General features: G+C 39.1%; 17 protein-coding genes. 1 reads left to right on the forward strand and 16 read right to left on the reverse strand.

Annotated features, from left to right (window positions below; all coding sequences use genetic code 11):
* Window positions 1-276: 276 nt before the first annotated feature.
* From mglC to COJ96_RS00195, 11 genes are all read right to left on the reverse strand, one after another.
* The gene (mglC, locus tag COJ96_RS00145; protein ID WP_098570979.1) at window positions 277-1,299 is read right to left on the reverse strand and encodes a galactose/methyl galactoside ABC transporter permease MglC; all 1,023 of its coding nucleotides are present in this window, start codon (window positions 1,297-1,299) and stop codon (window positions 277-279) included.
* Window positions 1,300-1,311: 12 nt separating this feature from the next.
* On the reverse strand, window positions 1,312-2,817 hold the full coding sequence (gene mglA, locus COJ96_RS00150; protein ID WP_098570980.1) for a galactose/methyl galactoside ABC transporter ATP-binding protein MglA: 1,506 nt from the start codon (window positions 2,815-2,817) through the stop codon (window positions 1,312-1,314).
* 258 nt (window positions 2,818-3,075) lie between these two features.
* Window positions 3,076-4,137: a galactose/glucose ABC transporter substrate-binding protein MglB gene (mglB, locus tag COJ96_RS00155; RefSeq protein WP_098570981.1), complete on the reverse strand. Its 1,062-nt coding sequence runs from the start codon at window positions 4,135-4,137 to the stop codon at window positions 3,076-3,078.
* A gap of 241 nt (window positions 4,138-4,378) precedes the next feature.
* Complete coding sequence (locus tag COJ96_RS00160) at window positions 4,379-5,965, reverse strand: response regulator (RefSeq protein ID WP_098570982.1); 1,587 nt, start codon at window positions 5,963-5,965, stop codon at window positions 4,379-4,381.
* Window positions 5,940-7,424 carry a sensor histidine kinase gene (locus COJ96_RS00165; protein WP_098570983.1) on the reverse strand — a complete coding sequence of 495 codons (1,485 nt, stop codon included), beginning with the start codon at window positions 7,422-7,424 and terminating at the stop codon, window positions 5,940-5,942. Before COJ96_RS00165 ends, COJ96_RS00160 begins: the two co-directional genes overlap by 26 nt.
* On the reverse strand, window positions 7,421-8,422 hold the full coding sequence (locus COJ96_RS00170; RefSeq protein ID WP_098570984.1) for a sugar-binding protein: 1,002 nt from the start codon (window positions 8,420-8,422) through the stop codon (window positions 7,421-7,423). The genes COJ96_RS00165 and COJ96_RS00170 overlap by 4 nt, the downstream gene beginning before the upstream one ends.
* Window positions 8,423-8,530: 108 nt before the next feature.
* On the reverse strand, window positions 8,531-9,523 hold the full coding sequence (locus tag COJ96_RS00175) for a LacI family DNA-binding transcriptional regulator (protein ID WP_098570985.1): 993 nt from the start codon (window positions 9,521-9,523) through the stop codon (window positions 8,531-8,533).
* 3 nt (window positions 9,524-9,526) lie between these two features.
* The gene (locus COJ96_RS00180; protein ID WP_098570986.1) at window positions 9,527-10,585 is read right to left on the reverse strand and encodes an aldose epimerase family protein; all 1,059 of its coding nucleotides are present in this window, start codon (window positions 10,583-10,585) and stop codon (window positions 9,527-9,529) included.
* Between the two features lie 80 nt (window positions 10,586-10,665).
* Window positions 10,666-12,150, reverse strand: coding sequence for a UDP-glucose--hexose-1-phosphate uridylyltransferase (gene galT / locus COJ96_RS00185; RefSeq protein ID WP_180229930.1), 1,485 nt, complete (start codon window positions 12,148-12,150; stop codon window positions 10,666-10,668).
* 11 nt (window positions 12,151-12,161) lie between these two features.
* On the reverse strand, window positions 12,162-13,151 hold the full coding sequence (gene galE / locus COJ96_RS00190; RefSeq protein WP_098570988.1) for a UDP-glucose 4-epimerase GalE: 990 nt from the start codon (window positions 13,149-13,151) through the stop codon (window positions 12,162-12,164).
* Complete coding sequence (locus COJ96_RS00195; RefSeq protein WP_098570989.1) at window positions 13,152-14,333, reverse strand: galactokinase; 1,182 nt, start codon at window positions 14,331-14,333, stop codon at window positions 13,152-13,154. It abuts the gene before it with no gap.
* A gap of 281 nt (window positions 14,334-14,614) precedes the next feature.
* Here COJ96_RS00195 and COJ96_RS00200 point away from each other — a divergent pair, with 281 nt between their 5' ends.
* The gene (locus COJ96_RS00200) at window positions 14,615-15,793 is read left to right on the forward strand and encodes an ROK family transcriptional regulator (RefSeq protein WP_257148357.1); all 1,179 of its coding nucleotides are present in this window, start codon (window positions 14,615-14,617) and stop codon (window positions 15,791-15,793) included.
* A gap of 45 nt (window positions 15,794-15,838) precedes the next feature.
* Here the strand turns inward: COJ96_RS00200 and COJ96_RS00205 are convergent, their stop codons facing one another.
* The 5 genes from COJ96_RS00205 to COJ96_RS00225 form a co-directional block, all read right to left on the reverse strand.
* Window positions 15,839-16,882, reverse strand: coding sequence for an aldose epimerase family protein (locus COJ96_RS00205; protein WP_098570991.1), 1,044 nt, complete (start codon window positions 16,880-16,882; stop codon window positions 15,839-15,841).
* Between the two features lie 155 nt (window positions 16,883-17,037).
* Entirely contained in the window at window positions 17,038-18,846 is a 1,809-nt protein-coding gene (locus COJ96_RS00210; protein WP_218936488.1) for a glycoside hydrolase family 2 protein, read from the reverse strand.
* Between the two features lie 31 nt (window positions 18,847-18,877).
* The gene (locus COJ96_RS00215) at window positions 18,878-19,708 is read right to left on the reverse strand and encodes a carbohydrate ABC transporter permease (RefSeq protein ID WP_251461358.1); all 831 of its coding nucleotides are present in this window, start codon (window positions 19,706-19,708) and stop codon (window positions 18,878-18,880) included.
* Window positions 19,709-19,714: 6 nt separating this feature from the next.
* Complete coding sequence (locus COJ96_RS00220) at window positions 19,715-20,605, reverse strand: carbohydrate ABC transporter permease (protein WP_098570992.1); 891 nt, start codon at window positions 20,603-20,605, stop codon at window positions 19,715-19,717.
* Window positions 20,606-20,686: 81 nt separating this feature from the next.
* Window positions 20,687-21,958, reverse strand: coding sequence for an ABC transporter substrate-binding protein (locus COJ96_RS00225; RefSeq protein ID WP_098570993.1), 1,272 nt, complete (start codon window positions 21,956-21,958; stop codon window positions 20,687-20,689).
* Window positions 21,959-22,120 lie beyond the last annotated feature (162 nt).

The raw sequence follows: 22,120 nt of genomic DNA on the forward strand, positions 1-22,120 counted from the left end.
CATTGGTCAATAAATCTCATGGAGGATAAAAACGTAAATTTGCTGAGTTTTGTTATACAGCAGTGCTGGGACTTAAAATTAACTCCTTATAAAATACGTAAATATTCAGTCAATACCTTTATTATACACCACGGCCAAGCCCTGTCATTAGACAAAACATCAAATCCAACCTACAAAATATTTGATAGTTTGTATAAAAAAAGGTGTCAGGCACCGCTCGTGGACAACTGTCCACGAACGGTGCCTGACACCAAAACTGACACCAAAACATTAAATTTATTTTTTCTTTGCGTGTTTGCGCATGTCGAAGGCTACTGCTACGACGATGATTAGTCCTTTTACGATGAATTGGATGTATGGACTTACGCCAAGGAAGGCTAGACCGTAGTTGATGATTTGGAATATTAATACCCCGGTTACTACGCCTGGTACCGATCCGATACCACCTGAAAGTGATACCCCACCGACTACGCAGGCTGCGATGGCATCTAATTCGTACATGTTTCCTGTATTGTTTGTCGCACTACCCACACGACCTGCCTCCAGTGTACCTGAGAAGCCATATAATAGGCCGGCAATCATATAGATAATAATCAGGTTTTTCGCAACATTAACACCTGAAACCTTTGCTGCTTCAGGGTTACCCCCGATTGCATACATGTTTTTACCTAATTGTGTCTTATTCCAAATTACCCAGATAACTGCAGTGGTTATAATTGCATAAATAACTAGATAAGGAAGTTCATAGGATCCAATTGGAATCCCGCGTTGGGCAAAGGTTGTAAATTTTTCGCTTAATCCGCCGATTGGCTGTGCGCCATAGGGCGGGCGGTCAAAGTAAATAGAAGTGATTCCGTATACACCAATCATCATACCTAATGTAGCGATGAACGGCGGCACGTGTAACTTGGCAACAATCACACCATTTAATGTAGAAATTAAACCCGTTGCAATCATAGCAATTAAGATTGGTACGATTAACGGTAATTCTGGAAGGTTCGGATACATTTTATAAGCATAATCACCAGCTTGCAGCATAGATGCAGACACAACAGCAGCGAGTCCGACCATCCGTCCTGCGGATAAGTCTGTTCCAGCGGTAATCAGAATTCCGGCCATCCCTAGGGCAATAATAATCCGGGAAGAAGACTGACTAAGGATATTGATAAGATTTGTTACTGATAGAAAGTCAGGAGAAGCGATTACGATTCCAATGACTAGCAGGATTAAAAATACATATATCACATTATCAAAGAGCAACTTGGTTATACTGCCTTTTTGTGCGGCTGATTTATTCATTTGCATCTCCTCCTAATACAAAGCTGCTAAGCTCATGATTTCTTCTTGGGATGTTGTTGCCGTTTCGACAATCCCAGCTGCTTTACCATTACTCATAACCAAAATTCGGTCAGAAACGCCCAGAAGCTCTGGCATTTCTGAAGAAATCATGATAATTCCTTTTCCTTCAGCAGCTAACTCATTAATTAACTGGTAAATTTCGAACTTCGCCCCAACGTCAATTCCACGTGTCGGTTCATCGAGCAATAAAATTTCCGGTTTGGTTAACAGCCAGCGTCCAATAATGACCTTTTGCTGGTTACCACCTGAAAGACTGCCGATAGATGTCTTTTGTGATGGGGTTTTTACTTTCATCGAATCAATCACCCATTGCGTATCGTCAGCAACTTTGCGGTCGGATAGGAACCCGCTTTTAGTTTTATATTGCTTCATGTTTGAAATGATCGAGTTAAAACTGATACTCAAATCAGGGAAGATCCCTGTTGATCTTCTTTCTTCCGTCACAAGGGCAAAGCCGTTTTTGATAGCATGCTGCGGCGAATGATTTTTGACCACCTTGCCATTTAATTCAATCGATCCTGATGTGATCGCCCTTATCCCAAACAGTGCTTCAACAACCTCTGTCCGCTTGGATCCAACTAAGCCGGCAATCCCTAATATTTCGCCTTTTCTTAGCTCAAAACTTACATTAGAAAAAGAAGGTTGTGTTTCTGCCGTCAGATCTGAGACTTTCAATATGACCTCCCCAGGCTTGTTAGCCTTAGCAGGGAAGCGCTGTGATAAGTCACGGCCAACCATTAGTTTGATGATTTCGTCTGTGGTGAGGTCTTTGGCACTTTTGGTTGCAATATACTGACCGTCACGCATGATGGTTACTTCATCAGAAATCTTCAAGATTTCCTCCATTTTGTGAGAAATATAGATAATCGCTACATTCTCACTTTGCAGTCTTTTAATGATTCTAAAAAGATGATTTACTTCGGTTTCTGTTAAGGATGAGGTAGGTTCGTCCATTACAATAATCTTTGAATGATAAGAAACCGCCTTTGCAATCTCTACCATCTGCATTTCGGAAACGGATAGCGTACTCACCTTACTGCGCGGATCAATATTGATGTCTAAACTTTTAAATATCGCTGCTGTATCTTCATACATTTTCTTTTCATCTATGAAAATACCTTTTTTCGGATACCGGCCGAGCCAGATATTATCCATAACATTCTGTTGACGGACCTGATTTAGTTCTTGGTGCACCATCGATACGCCATTTTCAAGTGCCTGCTTTGAATTGGCAAAGGAAACCTCTTTTCCATCAAAAAGGATTTTCCCTTCATCCATCGAATAAATCCCAAATAGGCATTTCATTAGTGTTGATTTTCCAGCACCATTTTCGCCCATTAAAGCATGGACCGATCCGGGCTTTACTTTAAGGGACACATTATTTAAAGCTAGCACCCCAGGGAATCGTTTCGTTATGTTTAGCATTTCAAGTAGATTGGTAGTTCTGGATTCTGACATGAGCGAACCTCCTTGTTAAACCATTTGAAGATATAAGACACTCATTAGGTGCCTTATATGAATTTTTTATTTAAATACGGTGTCCAGCTCCAATTTCGAAGGAGTCTTACTCCGAACGAAAGAAAAGCGTACCCTTTTCCTTCGTTCGAAGAGCGCCTTGGGGCTGTTTCAGCCCCTGGGGAAAAATAAACTACTTTTTCCCTTGGGGAAAAATGAACCCTTTTTTCCTGGACAAGGCGCTTCGACTGGATTTAGTTCTTATTTGTATGCGTCTTTACCCACTTGGATATTATCTTTTGTAATTTCAATGTAAGGAACACGTACGGCTTTATTATCATCAAGCTTCCATTCTGTTCCGTCTAATACGTCTTTACCGTTTGCTGCATTAGTTGCAAGCTCAATTGTTGCTTTACCTTGGTTTTTAGCATCGTTTAAGACAGTACCCACCATTTTGCCCTTTTCAATCATTTCAAGTGCTTCTGGAATCGCGTCAACACCTACTACTGGCATGAACTTATCGCCAGAGAAATAGCCTGCTTTTTCAAGAGAAGCAACAGCACCTAACGCCATGCCATCGTTGTTAGCAATAACAAACTCAATCTTGTCACTATACTTAGCTAACCACGCATCCATTTTTTCAGTAGCTTTTGTTGCATCCCACATCGCAGTATCCATTGCTAATTCTTCTACTTGGATACCTTTTTCTTTTACAGTATCGACTGCAAATTTTGTACGTGCTTCTGCATCTGGGTGCCCTGGCTCACCTTTTAATAGCACGTATTGAAGTTTTCCATCTTTGTTTTTATCATATTTATCTTTGTTAGCTTCCCAAGCTTTAGCAATCAGTTGACCTTGAAGAACACCTGATTCTGAAGAGGTCGTTCCAACATAGTAAGCTTTATCATAGCCCTTTAATACGCTTGCATCTGGCTCTTTGTTGAAGAAGATAACTGGAATATTTTTTGGCTTCGCTTTATCGATAATCGTTTGAGCCGCTTTTGGATCAACTAAGTTGATTGCTAGAGACTTAGCTCCTTTGGCAATAAGTGTATCCACTTGCTCAATTTGTTTTGCTTGGTCGTTTTGAGAGTCATTCAACATCAGCTTTGCTTTGCCATCTGCGGAAGTCTCCATTGCACGACGAACGTAGGACATAAAGTTGTCATCAAATTTGTAAATGGTTGCACCAACAGCCGGAAGACTGTTGTCCTTGCCTGATCCAGAATCCTTACCACTTGTCGAATCACTGCAGCCTGTTGCTAATAGAATACTAGATGCAACTGTTAAAGATAGAATTAACCCCTTTTTCTTTTTAAACATGTTGTCATTCTCCTTTTACTATTTAGTAAGACCCTGGTAAGCAGCACATCGCTTCGCTAACCTTAGTGTAAGCCCTTACACATATGTTAGCATGGAGGGATTCCCCTCAATAGGTCAAAAGTCTAGCACTAATTTGCGATTATCTAGACTTTTTTGCAAACGCTTTATTTTAAAAAATTTCTTCTTTCCACTAAAAATAGACCAATCCACGAATGCAGATTGGTCTCATAAGCAAGAAATATTAGCCTACTGTTACTTTGCGAAATTCAGTTGGCGATAAGCCAGTGTGTTTCTTAAACACTCGGCTAAAATAGTTTGGGTCCTTATAGCCGATGGAGTAGCATATTTCCTTCAAACTTTTTCCCGGATCAACCATCTCAGCCTTAGCATGCTTAATTCTTATTTCCGTTAAATAATCAATAAAGGTCATTCCGAACCGATCCTTAAATAATTTACTAAAATAGAAAGGACTAAGTTCCACATATTCCGCTACCTGTTCCAATGTAAGAGAATCAGCATAGTGAATTTCGATATATTCCTTTGCTTTATGCAGCATTCCCTTGGCATGATCATTTCTCCAAATCTGAACCTGATGAACCACCGCCAATAAATGGGCTTTCCCTTTTTCGAAAATCGCCATAATATCTTCAGACTCTTCTATTGCAGGTGTTCGTTCATAGCTAATCCCTAAATCATGAAGCATTCGTGAAACGAGAATAAACATCTCGTCAAAGGCTTTTTTTACTGAGGATCCTTTTATATTTTTATCCTCAGCCAGCATCTCTGCGAACGATTCAAAAATGAACAATACTTGATTGACGTCTCCCTGTCTGACAGCCTCTAATAGCTTTTTCTCAATCTCTAATACTTTCGAAGAGGAGGACAGTTCAGCCGAGCCTTGTTTCACTGCAAATAAATACTTACGCTCAGGGGTCTTTGCCATCTGCTGCAAAGCCATAAGTGCTTCAAGATAGGACTTATTTAGCTCGTGGGCATGATTATATGGAAGTCCGACTCCAATCCTTAGCTCAGCATGATAACTCTTTTTTTCAAAAAGTCGGTTCAGGTTATCGATGACAGCCAGTGCATTAGTTTTAAAATGGACCTTTTCCGTTGCTTTTTTACAAAGGAATAAAACAGGTACTTGTGAATCTGTTAGCGGGCCAACCATCACTTCCTGTTTCATCATGGCAGAATTCAGGGTATCCTTAAGCCATAAATACCAGTTCTGCTTTTGATCTGCGGATAATTCAGTCATTCCTCTCGGCCGCAGCGAGAAAAGCATAATATACCCTGAAGTAATTTCTACCCCCAAGAGCTGGCCCCATTCATCAAAAGTGATATCCTGAACTTGATTTACTAAAACCGTCGATACCCATTCTTTTTGCGCGATGGATACTGCACGATCCAGGTTATCTCGTAAACTTTGTTGTTCTTCTCGCTGTTTGCTTTCTTCAAGGATTTCAGCACAAACTCGCTCTAATGCCGCAAGTATATCTTGCTTTCTGCTTGGTTTTAAGATGTATTCCTTAACCCCCTGCTGCATTACTTCTTTCGCATATTCAAATGTATTAAAGGCGGAAACCATAATAAATCGAATCGAGGGATTGATTTTTTTTATAGCTTTGACCGCCTGTACACCATCAATCCCTGGCATTTTTATATCCATAAAAATAATATCTGGTCGGTGTTCCGTGGCCATTTCAATTGCGATTCTTCCATTGGGGGCTTCTCCAATGACCATTACGTCCTCCGAAGATCGGTTAATGATTTTCGTTAATGCCGTTCGCTCCAAAATTTCATCATCCACTATAAGTATTTTTAACAAGTACACTTCCCCCTTTGGCGACGCCCGGAATTGTTAGTCTAAAATTTGTTCCGTACAGAGGCTTGGATTCAATTTCTACTATGTCATTTCGCTTATAAAAGAGCTGCAGCCTTCTAATCACATTTTTTACACCAATACCATTTGATTGACCTTTTGATTTATCCGGCTCGAACCCCTCTTCCAGTTCAGTACCTTCTACGTAAGTAAGTAATCTTTTTTTAGTGCTCTCATCCATCCCTGCCCCATTATCAATGACCTCCACATGGATCCGATCATTATGTTGGTAAATACGGAGCCTGATTACTCCATTCTCTTCGTAGGATTCTACTCCATGCATGAAGGCGTTTTCTACTAATGGCTGCAGAATTAAACTAGGGATTTCAATATCCAGACAATCATCCTCGATCTCCGTTATAAATGAAATCCGTTCCCCGAACCGGGTTTGTTGGATATAAAAATACTCTTGGACAATTCTTACTTCTTCTCTTAATGTTGATGCTTTATCGAAATCAGTTAAGTTATACCGGAGTATCGCAGCCACGGCTTCTATTAATCTCGAAGTCTGTTCTGCTTCCTCCAAATACGCCATCTTTGAAACCGTATTCAACGTATTGAACAAAAAATGAGGATTAATTTGGTTTTGGAGGCTCCGTAACTCCAATTCTTTAAGTAGCTTATCCAATTCAGACTTTTGTTTAATTTCAGTGACTAGCTGACGTAAATTGGTTCTCATTTGATTGAAGGTTTCTGTTAGTGGCTTTAATTCATCTTTTGTTGTAACCTTAATATCCTCACCGGATAAATTCCCCTTTGAAATTTGCTTTGCAGCCGCAGATAACAGACTAATTGGTTTTGTAATCCCGCCAGAAATCCAGAGGGCAAGCAAGGTACTAAGGAAAAAAGCTGCTGCAAATAGTGAGATGGACAATAGTTTATAGTAATGGTTCTGCTTCTCCATTTGAGCATAAAATTTTTGATAGTCAGTCAGTTTATTATTTAATAGTGCCAGCGTTCTCTCTTGGAGAAAGGAGGCGATTTTCAAAACTCCATTAAAATGATTGGAATAACTGTTTATATCATCCTTCTCGAAAGCACCTACCGTTGCATCGCATTCATCTAAAAAGCTATCAATCATGTTTTTATAATTAATATATGAAATATCATGATTGTCCATTTCTTCATTAAGCCGCTTTTGGTCAGTAATTAACTTGAGCTTTTCCTTCTTATAATCACTTAGATAAGACGTTTCCTTATCTAAAAGATAGCCACGCAGATTTTCGGTAATCAAATTTGTTCTCTTTGAGATATCATTGAGAAGCAGAAATCGTTCAAAACTATCGTCATATTCCATAACTAACTTCTCACTGCTTTTATAGAAAAAGAAGCCGACAGATGTTAACAACACTACTAGGACAATGAAGTATAGGAGTAATTTCGAGCGAATTTTAAATAATCTCATTTTCTCTCTCCCCTTCGGTCCAGATGACTTAAGGGCAAATCCCCAACTCTTAGAATCTTCGTATTCGTATGGACGATAGGGTTAACGGATTTTCCTTCAATATGATCGATCATCATTATTACAGCCCGATACCCCATTTCATAGGGCTCCTGCACTACAGTTGCGTTTATGGTTCCTCTGCGGATGTATTCCAATGTTTCTGGTAAGGTATCGAATCCAACAATATACATTTTTCCAGGTTTAACGAATTTATCGACTACTTGGGCAATCCCAATACCGTCTAATGCACTTGTCCCGAAAAAGGCATTGACCTCTGGATGGTCCTTCATAATCTGATACGCCTTTTCTGCCGCTTGGACTCTGCTAATTTCGGATTCTACTACATCGATAATATGAATGCCTTTTTCTCCTTTAACCGCATCTTGAAAGCCTTTTACCCGCTGTTTCTGATGGTTTGCATAAAATCTTCCAGTAATAATTGCGACATTAGCCTTTCCTTTTGTATCTTGAATCAATGCCTTTCCAGCGAGAAATCCAGAATAATAATTATCCGTGCCAATATATGCAAGTCGTTTACTATTCGCAGCATCTGTATCGACAGTGATGACTGGAATCCCGCTAGAAACTACTCGGTTAATTAGTGGAGTAAATTGTTCATCACTCAATCCTTGTGTTAAGATTCCATCCACCTTAGAGGCCGCTGACATTTCAATCGTCTTTAAATGGTCTTCAATATTCCCTTGATTAGGCCCTGCATATTCCAACAGGACACCATATTTATCTGCAGCCGCTTTTGCACCTTGCTCTACAAGTCTCCAATATTCATTATCTAGCTCTTCAGGGACTAGAACAAAATGATAGTTATACTCTTTAGATTGCTTTTTCTCTGCAGGCAAATCATGCGTAAGGACCTTCGACCCATAAAAAACCGCAAATGAGCAGCTTACCACGAAGAATACAGCTCCAAAAATATATGCCAGCACCGATAACCTGCTCATGAATCCGCTCCCATTCCTGTACCTATCTAGTTACAAACATTATACGGAACATCCCATATTTCGACAATGGCAAAAGAACTCATCAAATTTTTTGATGAGTTCTCTTCTTTAAAAACTGCTATTCCTAATAATCAACTCTGTGGCAATAATTATTTTCTTGACTGTTTTTCTGCCTGCTATTCTCTCCAAAAGGGTGTCAACAGCGGTTTCACCCATAATTTCAGTATATACCTTCACTGTGCTTAAGGATGGGAAGACATATTTAGAGATGCTGATATCATTGACACCTATGATGTTCACACGATCAGGAACGGAAATCCCTTCCTCCAACAGTGCCCTTAATGCGCCAACCGCTAGTGAGTCATTACCCGCAAAAAATGCGGTGGGTAATTGATCCCCTGGATGTTCATGTATCGCCTTCTTCATCAATGCATGACCATCATCAGCAGTGAAGTTACCTACATACATATAATCTTCATTGGGCATTCCTTTTTCTGAAAAAAAGCGCTTGAAGGTCAATTCTCTAGGGTCCTCAATAAAAGAGGTTTTATCCTTAAAGACTTCTCTGCCTCCGATATACCCGATTCTCTCATGACCCTTTTGAATAAAATAATCAAGCACTTTTTTAGTGGCTCGTTCAAAATCAATAACAATGGAATCAAACATATCTTCATCTGGTGAGGTATCCACAAAGACAATATTTTTGGTAATCTTAACGAGATCATTCACTTGCTTCCTGCTAAATTTTCCAATCGCAATCAGCCCTTGAATATCATCTTCCTTCAAATCCCCATAGTTGTCTTGAAAATACTTATCCACTTGAATCCCATGCTGCCGGCATTGGTTTTCAACACCCAGCCGGATGGACATGTAATATAAATCGTCAAGTTCTTCCTTTTCGGTATACCATTGCAAAAGAGCAATTTTACCCGCCTCTTGCTTGCGCGCAGTCTTCTTTTTATAAGATAGCTCCTCTGCCACTTCGAATATCCTTTTCTTCGTTTCATCACTGACAGAAAGAGTGGTGTCATAATTTAAAACACGGGATACCGTTGCAATCGATACCCCTGCAATATGTGCAATATCTTTGATGGTAGCCATAAATCAGTCTCCTAATGTATTAGCAAAAAAACGATACACTGTTCTGGAATGGTATACTTCCTCTTGATTTAAAATGACTGAAGGAAACTCTGGATGATGGATGGCATCAGGAAACCCTTGCGTTTCCAGGCAAACACCCAAATAATTCTCCGCTCTGACACCTGAAATAGAATAAGGACCTTCTAGAAAATTCCCTGTATAAAGGACAACGCATGGCTGATCGGTCGTAATAAGAAGCGAGCGGCCGCTTTCTTCGTCGCTTAGAATCATCGTATTTTCTCCCTCTTGTCTAAAAACAAGTGGGTGGTCGTAACCTTTTCCGACAAGTACGTTTTGCGGATAAGATGAATTCAGCCCAGAACTCAACCTTCTGCCATACTTAAAATCAAAGGGGGTATTTTTAGAATCAATCAACTTACCAGTAGGGATAAGATCGTCTCTCAACTCTAAAAATCGATCACTATCTACCTTAAGAATGTGTTCCGAACAATCTCTTTTTATATTCCCACTTAAATTAAAATACGAGTGATTCGTTAAGTTGACTAACGTTTTTTGATCAGTTTTACTTTCGTAGGAAATATCGAGTTCATTTTTATTATTTAGAATGTACGTAACAGTGGTGTCTAGATTGCCAGGATAGCCTTCTTCTCCATCTGGACTGTGATAGAAAAACTTCAGCCCGACAGCATTTTCTTTCTCAATAATTTCAGTTTTCCAAATCACAGAGTTAAAACCCTTCTTGCCTCCGTGCAGATGATTGGGGTAGTTATTGTCTGCAAGCTGATATTCTTTCCCGTCCAATTCGAAACTTGCACCGCCAATTCTTCCGGCAACCCGGCCGCAAACTGCACCGAAATAAGGTGACCATTCTGTGTAATCTTCGAAGTTATCAAAACCAAGTACTACATTTTCAAAGTTTCCATGTCGGTCAGGGACGATGATTTTCGTAATGACACAACCAAAATTCAGACAAGAGACCTCCATGCCATAATCGTTGACTAAAGTATATTCTGTAACGGACTCTCCCTCGTAACTGCCGAATATTCTATCTAATATTTTCATCGATATCACTCCATATTTTTCAGAAAGTAGTTAATTACAGTTTCCCCTTACACTAAAATCCCAAAATTCGATTCATTTTTTTATAAAGAAGTGATAAAACGCTGGAATCCTGCGTTCCCTGCCTCATCCCGCTTAAACACACCTGCGTCTTCCAAGACTCTTAAGAATTTCTTTCCTACTTCTTCTCTCACAAGGCGTTCGACATTCGCTTCATTAGCAATATCTTGATAGCGTGCTTTTAGCGCTTCTGCCCAGGTTAAATGGTAATCTGCTACATCTGATGCTTTACTTAGGATGTAATTTTCTACTTCTCCGAGTTCAGCCTTTAATCGTGCAGGTAAAACAGCCAGCCCCATTACTTCAATTAGGCCGATATTTTCCTTTTTAATATGATGGACATCGGCATGTGGGTGGAAAATACCCAGCGGATGCTCCTCACTTGTTCGATTATTACGAAGCACCAAGTCCAGTTCAAAAACACCTCCATTTTTCCGGGCAATCGGGGTCACTGTATTATGCGGCGTCTCTCCGGTCCTCGCCAAAATTTCAAGCGTCGCATCACTGTAATTTTTCCATTGCTCAAAAATATGTGAACCCGCTTCAACAAGCGCGCTTATTGAAGCAGAACGGAGGCGAATAACTGACATCGGCCATTTAACCACGGAACAATCTACGTCTGGATAACCAGCCATATTAAATGTCCAGTCATCATCGGCTTTCGCCATCGCAAATTGATAATTCCCACCTTGATAATGATCATGGGTTAAAATCGAACCGCCGACAATTGGCAGGTCCGCATTTGAGCCCACAAAGTAATGCGGAAATTGTTCAACAAAGCTCAATAACCGTAAAAAAGACGAGGCACTAACGACCATATCGGTATGTTTTTCTGATAGGACAATACAATGCTCATTGTAATACACATACGGTGAATATTGGAAGTACCACGGCTGATCTAATAGATTGATGCGAATCATTCGGTGATTGGAGCGGGCCGGGTGACCGACTCTGCCTGCGTATCCCTCATTTTCAACACAGAGCAGACATTTCGGATAATCCGTTTTTTGCACTGACAGCTCGAGTGCGATACTTCTAGGATCCTTTTCAGGCTTTGATAAATTAATCGTAATATCAAGTTCACCATATTCTGTGGCGGTTTTATACTCGATATTGTTACGAATACGCTTCATTTGAATGTAATTGTTATTTTTACTTAACTCATAAAAATACTCGGTTGCTTCCTTTGGATCTTGCGTATATTTTTCATAAAACACTTGATTGATAGTGGATGGGCGTGCAGTAAAACAGTTCATTATTTTACTTGAAAAAATCTCTTTTTCATCAAATAAATCTTCAATGACCCCTTGATTGCAGGCATAGTCCACGATTAATTCAAGTAAATCTGGGATTTCAAAGTGATTGCTCTCCGCTAGTTCCTCTTCCTTAAACTCAGTTAGCTTAAGCAATGCCAAAATTTGATTGCGCGCATAGATTTCATCTTCCCGCTCGATTAATTGAGTGGTAATAGCTTGATTAATTAATTGTTGTATAAGTTGATAAATCATTATGATCCCCTCTATTTCTGATATCCATTAGGGTGATGCTGATGCCAGTTCCAGGCATTACTGATAATTTGTTGAATCGATGTTCTTACAGGATTCCATCCCAACACCTTTTGTGCTTTTTCCGAAGAGGCAATTAACGTACTCGGGTCACCCGATCGACGCTCACCGATTCTCACAGGAATATCAATACCCGTCACTTCTTTAGCCGTCTCAACAATTTCTTTTACCGAGAATCCTTTGCTTGAGCCAAGATTGAAAACATTACTCTGACCGCCATTTTGTAAATAGCGGAGGGCTAATATGTGGGCATCAATTAAGTCCTCGACATGAATATAATCTCGGACACAAGTGCCATCTGCCGTATCATAATCCTCACCAAATATCGTCACTGCTGGTCTTTTCCCAAGTGCTGCCTCCAGAACAACTGGAATCAGGTGAGTTTCCGGGTTATGGTCCTCCCCAATTTGTCCGTCACTTCTTGCTGACGCCACGTTAAAATAGCGAAGCGAAACATAGTTAAGGTCAAAAGCCTTTTCACACCAAGCCATCATTTTCTCCATAGCTAGTTTGGTTTCGCCATACGTATTCGTTGGAACGGTTGCAGCCTCCTCTGTAACCGGGACAACTTTTTGCTCTCCATATACCGCGGCGGTTGAAGAAAAAACGATATGCTTAATGCCAAACTCTTTCATCATTTCAAGCACGATTTGTGTTCCGTAGACATTGTTATCAAAGTATTTTAACGGTTCAACCATCGACTCTCCGACAAGGGAATTCGCGGCGAAGTGCAAAATCGCTTCAATACTTTCTTTTTCAAAAACAGAACGCATAAACTCGCGGCTGCGGATATCTCCCCTATAAAAATTAGCCTTTGGATGAACTGCCTCCTCATGGCCCGTTTGCAAATTATCGATGACAACGACTGAATACCCTTGATCAAGTAACTGGTATACAGCGTGTGAACCGACATAGCCTGCACCGCCTAACACAAGAATACTCATTTAAATTGTCTCCTCCAGTCGAATTTCCTTCGCCCCATCACCAATGCTTGCTGCATAAAATTCTGCCTCGTAGCCAATCTTGTCCAGATAAGCAGCTCCTACGTTCTCAATAAAGTTATCAACTTCTCCATTTCTAACAATCGCAATTGCACAGCCGCCGAATCCTGCACCGGTCATTCGCGCACCAAGCACACCTGGCTGTTTCCATGCTGCCTCTACTAAACTGTCCAATTCCACTCCTGTCACTTCATAGTCATCTCTTAGTGATACATGTGATTGGTTAACTAATTGTCCAAATGCTTCTAGATTTCCTAATTTAAGCTCTTCAAGTGCCTTAATTGTTCTCATGTTTTCGTAAACAGCATGCTTGGCCCGTTTGCGAACTGTTTCATTGGTAATCAGATATTGATTTTCATCAAACTCCGCTTCCGATAATTGACCAAGTGCCTCAATTGGCAGCTTTTGCTGTAGCTGCGCAAGTGCCTCTTCACATTCTCCTCTTCTTTCATTGTATTTCGAATCAGCTAATTCCCTGCGTTTGTTCGTATTCATGATTAATATTTTGTAATCTTCAAGGTGAATCGGTGCATACTCATATTTCAACGTTTGGCAATCTAGTAAGATACCAGCATCTTTCTTTCCCATGCCAATCGCAAACTGATCCATGATTCCGCTGTTCACGCCAATAAATTCATTTTCTACCCTCTTGCCTATCTTTATGAGATCAAGGCGCGGAATTTCTAAATTAAATAGGCCATTTACGAGCACCCCGGTTAAAAGTTCAATGGATGCTGACGAAGAAAGTCCTGCACCATTGGGTATATTCCCTTCAATTACGCAATCAAATCCGGCTTGAATTTCATATCCCGCCTCGAGAATATAACGGACCATGCCTTTTGGATAATTAGCCCAATTATGTTCCTTCTCATAGTCTAGTTCGCTTAAGTTAAATTCGATGATTCCTTTTTCAGGAAAGTTGGTAGAGTAGAGGCGAATCACTTTGTCTTCCCGCTTCCTTGCTACAGCGTAGGTACCATAGGTGATGGCACATGGAAACACATGACCTCCATTGTAATCTGTATGTTCGCCTATTAAATTAATCCTTCCAGGCGCAAAAAAGGCTTGCTTTGGCAATACGTGAAACATATCTAAAAATACTTTATTAAGTGTGATTACGTTCATTTTAAATTCCTCCAGCATTCTTATTCTTTAGTTACCTTTTTATTATTAACATAATTTTACTACCCCTAGTAAAATCCTTCAAGTATTTTACTAAAATTTTTACTTAAATTCCACAAAATAAACCATGAATATAATCTTGCATGAGTATTTTTAACTTGGTATTTGTGTTAAAATTAGTAGGAATAAATAATACCTTCTTAAACAAATCCTTAAGGGTACTAATGATAATAAAGGCGTGATGTCATTTGAGTTTCGACCCCAAAACTGGAAGCTTCGAAAAAATGAAGTTACTTAATCAATCAACGGTTTTAAACATGATTCGATTAAAAGAGCCGATTTCACGAGCGGAAATTGCCAAATTAACAAAATTAACCCCGCCCACCATAAGTTCATTGGTTGCTGAGTTAATTGAGAAAAATCTTTTAATAGAGGAGCAATCAACAAGCGCAACGTCAGGCGGTAGAAAGCCAATTCTCCTCCGTATTAATTACTCCGCTTATTATATTATCGGAGTCTATGCCGCAGCGGAGGTTATACGCGTTATTCTTACCACAATGGACGGAAAGATTGTAACCGATTTCAGTAAAGATATTATTAAATTGCCAACTAAAACCGAATTTATGAATATGATGATCGAGTGCATTCATAATGTCCTTCAATCTAAACATTTCGAAAGAGAGTTAATCCTTGGAATTGGTATTGCCATGCATGGACTTGTTGATTCTGAACAAGGCTTGGCCATTTTTTCTCCACACTTACATTTGGAAAATATACCTCTGAAGGAACGAATAGAAAAAGAATTTAATATCCCTGTTATTGTCGAGAATGATGTACGAGCATTAGCGATTGCTGAAAGCTGGTTTGGGCAAGGGAGAGGGGTTTCCGATTTTATCTGTCTTAGTGTGGGACGGGGGATTGGTTCTGGAATCTTTATAAATAGTGAAATTTATAAAAGCACGTTCTATACAGCAGGAGAAGTCGGACATACAATTTTAGATGTGAATGGTCCCCTATGCGAATGCGGTAATAATGGATGTTTAGAGGCCTATGCCTCAGAAATTGCTATCTTAAAAAAAGCGAAGGAAGAGATTAAACATCATCAGGATACCATTCTCACAGAGTGGTTGAAAGAAGGCAGTACTGAACTTTCCTTAAATATGGTCTATACAGCTGCTAAGCAAGGGGACCCATTTGCTATAACACTCTTAGAAAAGGCTGGTCAATCCCTTGGACTAGCCGCAGCAAATATGATTAACATTCTAAAGCCTTCGAAAATAATCCTAGAAGGGAGTATTTTCAAGGTAGGAGATTTTGTTTTGTCTCAACTAAAAAAAAGAATAGAGAAATATACTTTTAAAAGTTCACATGAAGAAATTAAAGTGGTTTGTTCGGAATTAGGAAAAACTGGTATGGTATTGGGAGCTGTAACATTAGTTTTAAAGAAATTATTTAAAACATAAGGAACATAAAAAGAGTTGGATCATAAGATTCAACTCTTTTTTTGTTCAATTTGTAAATATGTATTTAGTAACGGAATAGTATCCCTGATCCTTTTCTAAAATGGCTGATGGGAAATGCGGATGATTGAGCGAGTCTGGAAGACCCTGTGTTTCTAAACATAAACCAAGGTATTTTCTGGAGTTGATACCTCGAATAGAAAAATCATCAGCTAGTTGGTTACCCGTATAAAGAACCACGGCAGGCTGATTTGTTTCAATGATTAATCCTCTTCCGCTCTCATCATCAAACAGATAGATTTCCTTATTGTGATTATCCGTTAATAGAAAAGGATGATCATATCCATTTCCTGCAATTATATTTTGGCTGTCATTTGTGTCTGTTCCTTCAATAATCTTCCGGCCGGACCGAAAGTCAAATGATGTATTCTCTACAGGAAGAATCTCCCCTGTCGGTATTAATTCTTCATCCAACTCAAGGAATCGATTACTTTTTAGGGTCAACTTATGATTAAGAACGTCTCTTTTTAAATTGCCGCTTAAATTAAAATAAGAATGATTGGTAACATTAACCACCGTTTTTTGATCAGACACACCTTCATAGGATATTTGAAGCTCATTATCGTTATTTAAGGTATAGGATATTTTCATCTTTAAATTTCCAGGATACCCTTCTTCTCCATCCTTACTTAAATAAGTGAATACAAGGGTCAAAGAATCTTTTTCTTCTACTACCTCTGTATTCCAGATCACCTTATCGAGGCCTTTTATCCCGCCATGGAGGTGATTGTCATTGTTATTTTTTGCGAGATGGTACGTGGTACCTTCTAAGGTAAATTCCGCATTAGCAATTCTACCCGCATGCCTGCCGACTACAGCACCGAAATAGGGGGAATGCTGCTGATATTCTTCGATTGTATCAAAGCCTAAAACTACATTTTCAAGGGTTCCGTTGCGGTCAGGAACGACAATCCTGGTAATCGTGCAGCCATAATCGATGGTACTTACTTCCATGCCCTGATCATTAACCATTGTAAAAGTAGTTATTGTCTGCCCATCAAGTTCTGCAAATTTTTCTTGTAACAACTTCATTATATGACTCCCTCCGGTCTACAGTTATATAAGAAAACTCGCCGACTGGCGAGCCCTCTTGTAATAATATGGATGTGTTAAACTTGTCTGTTGATTTCCGTTCCAGGCACTTCGCTTCACAGCCAATTTTATAAAAGCAAGCAGAATAACCTAACTTAAGATTTTACAATATTGGAATGCCACATATCATTTATTTCTTTTATTTTTGCTAATTCACATTTTGGTTCTCTGTTATAAGCTAACAATCCGTTGATTTCCTGTTCAACATCTGTTAATTGTGTATAACAATAGCCATGTAGACCCTTAGAAGCATAGACCGCTTCCATTACTCTGCGATAATCTGCAATAAACTCTTGCTCATCCTTTACAGATGTATAGCCCCAGCCACTGTCTTCACCGACCTTGAATCCTATTCCTCCGAATTCTGTCAACAAGATAGGTTCACCTTTATGTTCAAATCCATCCGCATATATTCCACGGCCAGCTGGTTTTGAGCTTAAGAGATTTTCTTTTGTGAGTAAGGATTCTTTAAAGTTTTCATATTTTGCCTTTTCATCGCTGGATCCATGATTATAATTGTGAATCGCACAAATATCCGTTTCTGTAAGTTCCCAGCCATCATTAGAGATGACTAAACGTGTTGTATCTAATGAATGAATAAGGTGGTACATCGCTAAAGAATGGTGCTGCTGTTGTTTGTTCGCTTTGATAAAAGGCACTCCCCAGCTTTCATTGACAGGCACCCAAGCTACGATAGATGGATGGTTATAATCCCGTTCAATGATTTCAATCCATTCTTTGGTTAATCGAGATGCAGCGTCCTCACTATAGGACGGGAAGGCTGCGCATTCTCCCCATACCAAGAACCCTAATTTGTCTGCCCAGTAAAGGAAGCGAGGATCCTCCACTTTTTGATGCTTTCTGCAGCCATTAAAGCCCATTTCTAAAGCTAATTCAATATCCCTTTTCAATGCTTCATCCGTTGGAGCAGTTAATAACCCTTCCTGCCAGTAGCCTTGATCGAGAACTAATTTTTGATAATAAGGCTTGTTATTTAAATAAACCATGCCATTTTCAATATGGACCTTTCTCATACCAAAATATGATTCTATCTCATCTAAAATCGCCTGATTATCCCCATCTTTTAATGTGAATTTGATATCAAATAAATTAGGGTTTTCTGGTGACCAATTCCATCCAGTATGGTGGAAGGCAGTTCTGAAGATTTGGCGATTATATAAATTAACCGAACGCTTATTATACGGTTCAAATACCTCAATCGTATCCTTTGCTACCTTTTCACCCTGAAAACTAATTTCGATGTCTGCTTGTTTGTTAATACATTCACCAGAGACCTCAAATTCTACAATTATATCTCCACGGTCAATATCGGGTGTTAATCTTAATTTTGAAACATGTGTAGGGCTAACCGGTTCAAGCCATACACTTTGCCATATCCCCGTCGTTCTTGTGTACCAGATGGAATCCGATTGTTCAATCCAGAATTGCTTTCCTCTGGGAATCGTTTCATCTGTGGATGGATCTTCGACTCTGACAACCACCTTTTCATTGCCCCAAGTTAAATGATCAGTAATATCGAACGAAAAGGAAACATTGCCGCCTTCATGGAAACCAACATACTCCCCATTTACATAAATCCATGCACGGTAATCTACTGCCCCAAAATGCAGGATGATCCGCTGATTATTCCAATCCTTAGATACAGTGAATTCTCGTGAATACCATACAAAATCATGGAATGAAGGATCATTAATACCGCTTAGTTGGGTCTGATAAGCAAAGGGAACATTAATTTTCCGATCAAGGGCGTCCCCATTTTGAAACCACTTTTCCTTTAAACCAACATTATTATCATCAAAAGCGAAGTCCCATTCGCCATTTAAATTAACCCATTCTTTTCTGACCAATTGCGGTCTTGGATACTCATTACGAGGTATTGACATGTTGTTCTCCATCCTTCCTGAAAAAATAATCCTATTTAATACCCGATTGATTCACGCCTTTAATAAAGGAACGTTGACCAATGATAAACAATAATACAGCAGGTATGGTTGCAATCGATGTTAAAGCCATTAACCTGCCCGGTGATGAAACAAAGCTTCCCTGCTGCATGATGGCAATACCTGTTGTAATAGTTCTCATTTCTGGAGAATTTGTCGTTACAAGCGGCCATAAGAAATCATTATATATACCCATAAATGTAAAAATAGCTAATGTCCAAATAACAGGTCGTGCTGATGGCAGAACGATTTTTACAAAAACTTGCCATTTATTTGCACCATCTAGAAATGCTGCTTCTTCCAGTTCTTTTGGAAAGCTGCGAAAATATTGATATAGAAGAAAGACACCAAATGCATTTGAAGAATATGGAAGAATCAATACTGCATAAGTATCTAATAGACCAAACTTATTAAACTCCATATATAGTGGTAAAAACGTAATTACCCAAGGAATCGTCATCGACCCAATAAAGATGCTAATTAACAATTTTTTAAATGGGACATCCAAACGGGCTAGACCATATGCTGCAAGTGTGTCAACAACTAGAACAATTAATGTCCCAATAATCCCAACAAAAAGGGAGTTGCCCATCCATTGTAGGACTGGAGTATCTGAATTTCCTGCTAGGCTATACTGATAATTTTCAAGAGTAAAGACTTTCGGAATCCACTTTAGCCCTGCTGTGAAGGCTTCCTGATCCGTTTTAAAAGAAGTAGCCAGCATCCATAAAATTGGAACGATAAAAATCAGGCCAACAATAATCGCAAGAATAACTATGAAAACTTTAAACGGTGTTTTTTGCACGCTGACCTACTCCTTTCGATTTGTGATTCGGAATTGCAAGATTGAGATAACGATCATAATCAAAGCCATAAGTAATGACATGGCAGCTGCATTCCCTAATTGACGCTGCTTAAAGGCTTCATCAACAATATTCATTAATAAAACCTTTGTTGAAGTCCCTGGACCTCCACGTGTCATTAAATAAGGCTGCCCGTAAATATTAAATGAGGCAATCGTTGATGTAATAACAACAAAAAGCATTGTAGGTTTAATACTAGGGATCGTGATATGAATAAACTGCTGCCAGCGGTTGGCGCCATCAAGAGAACCGGCTTCATATAGTTCTTCAGAAACATCATTTAGTGCGTTGATAAAAATAACCATGTTAAAACCAATTGTCCACCATAAAGTCGCGATAGCAAGTGAAATCCAGGCCCAAGGCATGTCTGTTAACCATGGAATTAATGGCAGATTCATCTTTTGTAAATATTGATTAATTAACCCGCTGTTTGTATCTAGGATCCATAACCAAATAATTGCAACCACTGAAACAGAAACAGAATAGGGAATAAAGTAAACTGTACGAAAAAAACCTTTGAATTTACCAGGTAGAGCATTTACTAACAATGCTAAACCTAATCCAACCACAACCAATAAAGGAACACTATATACAACGAATTGGAAGGTGTTTTTAAGACCCTCGAAAAACAGTTCATTAAGGTAAGAATCAGTGTCAAAGATCTTTGTATAGTTCTTAAATCCTACAAATTCATGGACAGGGTTTAATAGATCCCAGTTATGCAAGCTTATCCATGCCCCATATCCAATTGGAATTAAAAGAAAAATAACAAATAAAATCAAGTAAGGGAGTACAAAAAGACTTGAAGTCAATTGTGATTTCCAGCTTGTACTTCTCATTTACCTTCCTCCTTTCGGTTTCCTACTAGTGGAAAAACAAGAGACGAACGGGTTTCAACCTCCGTCCGCCTCCTTTAATGATTACTTATTCAAAACTTGTTCCGCCTTTTTTTTGGCATCATCTAATGCTTTTTGCGGATCCTTCTTGCCTAAAAGAGCAAGGTTCACTTCAGCCCATAGCGGGTCAGACAATTGACCCCAGTTGGCAACGGCAGGAGCAAACTTAGCATATTTAAATTCTGAAGCTACGATTGGCTGTTGCTTCATCTTTTTAAATTCTTCACTTTGTTCATAAATTGCTTTTGAAGCTGGTGCTTGTCCTGATTTAGCCCACTCCATTGTGTTTCCAGCAACATATTTTAAGAAATCAGTAATACCATCTAATTTTTTTGAATCTGTAACAGTAGCAGGTACCACGAAATTGTGCCCATTTGCATAAACTGCTTGTTGTTTTGTTCCTAATTGCGGCACTGGAGCAACTCCATAGTTAATTCCGGCTTTATCCCATTGTTCCATCATCCATGGACCATTTAGATGCATCGCGTTTTTACCTTGTAAGAATAATGTTACTTCACCATCTTGTTGAACATTTTCAGGTGACACCTTTTCTTTATGAATCAAATCACGATAGAACGTTAACGCTTCAACCGCTTCTGGGCTATTGTAGTTTGGCTTACCATCCTTCATTAATTCGCCGCCATTTTGGAATAAAATAGTTGGGAAAATGAATTGGTTTGGCCAAAGAGTTGGTACTACAAAACCATATTGATTCTTACTAGAGTCTGTTAGTTTTTTAGCAGCGGCTAGGAACTCCTCACGATTTGTCGGTGCCTTTTCTGGATCTAAACCGGCCGCTTTAAATAAATCTTTATTATAGTACATAATTAATGGATGAATATCTAAAGGAATGGTATAGTGCTTACCGCCAATATCGCCGGCCTTCCAAGCAGTTTCAGCATAATCTTCTGCTTTAACGCCTGCTTTTTCGACAGTGTCAGTTAAATCCTTTAATAAATTCTTATCTGCATAATTTTTCAGCTGATCAGTATGCATAATTAATAAATCTGGAGCATTTTTTTGACCAGAAAAAGCAAGGTCAACCGTCTTATAATAGTCAGACTGGGGAACAACTTGGAAATCTACTTGATACTTAGATTGTGACTTATTGTAGTTTTCAACAATCGTCTTCATACGCGGACCATCTGCGCCAGAGAATGGCGCCCAATAAGTAATTTTCTCCCCATTTCCGCCTTCTGAAGTATCTTTGTCCTTCGCACTTGAGCATCCCGCTAAAGATCCGAGAGCTAGCGCAGCAGTTAAAGCTATACCAAGCCATTTCTTTTTCTTAACCATTTTTATCCCCCTTATTTAGGTAAAAATTTTTGGTTACTTCTAGGATGAGGAAATATTTACAAATTATGTGTCCTCATTAGTTAATTAAATTAATTTACTTTCTGGTATTATCATAATATTGTAAGCGCTTTTTGTCAAATACATATTTTTTAAGATTTTAAT

This window comes from Bacillus sp. AFS073361 (genome assembly GCF_002567005.1).
GTDB lineage: Bacteria > Bacillota > Bacilli > Bacillales > Cytobacillaceae > Neobacillus.

What these genes read in the sequence shown, in the direction of transcription:
- mglC (WP_098570979.1), bottom strand. Translation starts at nt 1,299, where the DNA reads ATGAATAAATCAGCCGCACAAAAAGGCAGTATAACCAAGTTGCTCTTT.
- mglA (WP_098570980.1), bottom strand. Translation starts at nt 2,817, where the DNA reads ATGTCAGAATCCAGAACTACCAATCTACTTGAAATGCTAAACATAACG.
- mglB (WP_098570981.1), bottom strand. Translation starts at nt 4,137, where the DNA reads ATGTTTAAAAAGAAAAAGGGGTTAATTCTATCTTTAACAGTTGCATCT.
- COJ96_RS00165 (WP_098570983.1), bottom strand. Translation starts at nt 7,424, where the DNA reads ATGAGATTATTTAAAATTCGCTCGAAATTACTCCTATACTTCATTGTC.
- COJ96_RS00170 (WP_098570984.1), bottom strand. Translation starts at nt 8,422, where the DNA reads ATGAGCAGGTTATCGGTGCTGGCATATATTTTTGGAGCTGTATTCTTC.
- COJ96_RS00175 (WP_098570985.1), bottom strand. Translation starts at nt 9,523, where the DNA reads ATGGCTACCATCAAAGATATTGCACATATTGCAGGGGTATCGATTGCA.
- COJ96_RS00180 (WP_098570986.1), bottom strand. Translation starts at nt 10,585, where the DNA reads ATGAAAATATTAGATAGAATATTCGGCAGTTACGAGGGAGAGTCCGTT.
- galT (WP_180229930.1), bottom strand. Translation starts at nt 12,150, where the DNA reads ATGATTTATCAACTTATACAACAATTAATTAATCAAGCTATTACCACT.
- galE (WP_098570988.1), bottom strand. Translation starts at nt 13,151, where the DNA reads ATGAGTATTCTTGTGTTAGGCGGTGCAGGCTATGTCGGTTCACACGCT.
- COJ96_RS00195 (WP_098570989.1), bottom strand. Translation starts at nt 14,333, where the DNA reads ATGAACGTAATCACACTTAATAAAGTATTTTTAGATATGTTTCACGTA.
- COJ96_RS00200 (WP_257148357.1), top strand. Translation starts at nt 14,615, where the DNA reads ATGAAGTTACTTAATCAATCAACGGTTTTAAACATGATTCGATTAAAA.
- COJ96_RS00205 (WP_098570991.1), bottom strand. Translation starts at nt 16,882, where the DNA reads ATGAAGTTGTTACAAGAAAAATTTGCAGAACTTGATGGGCAGACAATA.
- COJ96_RS00210 (WP_218936488.1), bottom strand. Translation starts at nt 18,846, where the DNA reads ATGTCAATACCTCGTAATGAGTATCCAAGACCGCAATTGGTCAGAAAA.
- COJ96_RS00220 (WP_098570992.1), bottom strand. Translation starts at nt 20,605, where the DNA reads ATGAGAAGTACAAGCTGGAAATCACAATTGACTTCAAGTCTTTTTGTA.
- COJ96_RS00225 (WP_098570993.1), bottom strand. Translation starts at nt 21,958, where the DNA reads ATGGTTAAGAAAAAGAAATGGCTTGGTATAGCTTTAACTGCTGCGCTA.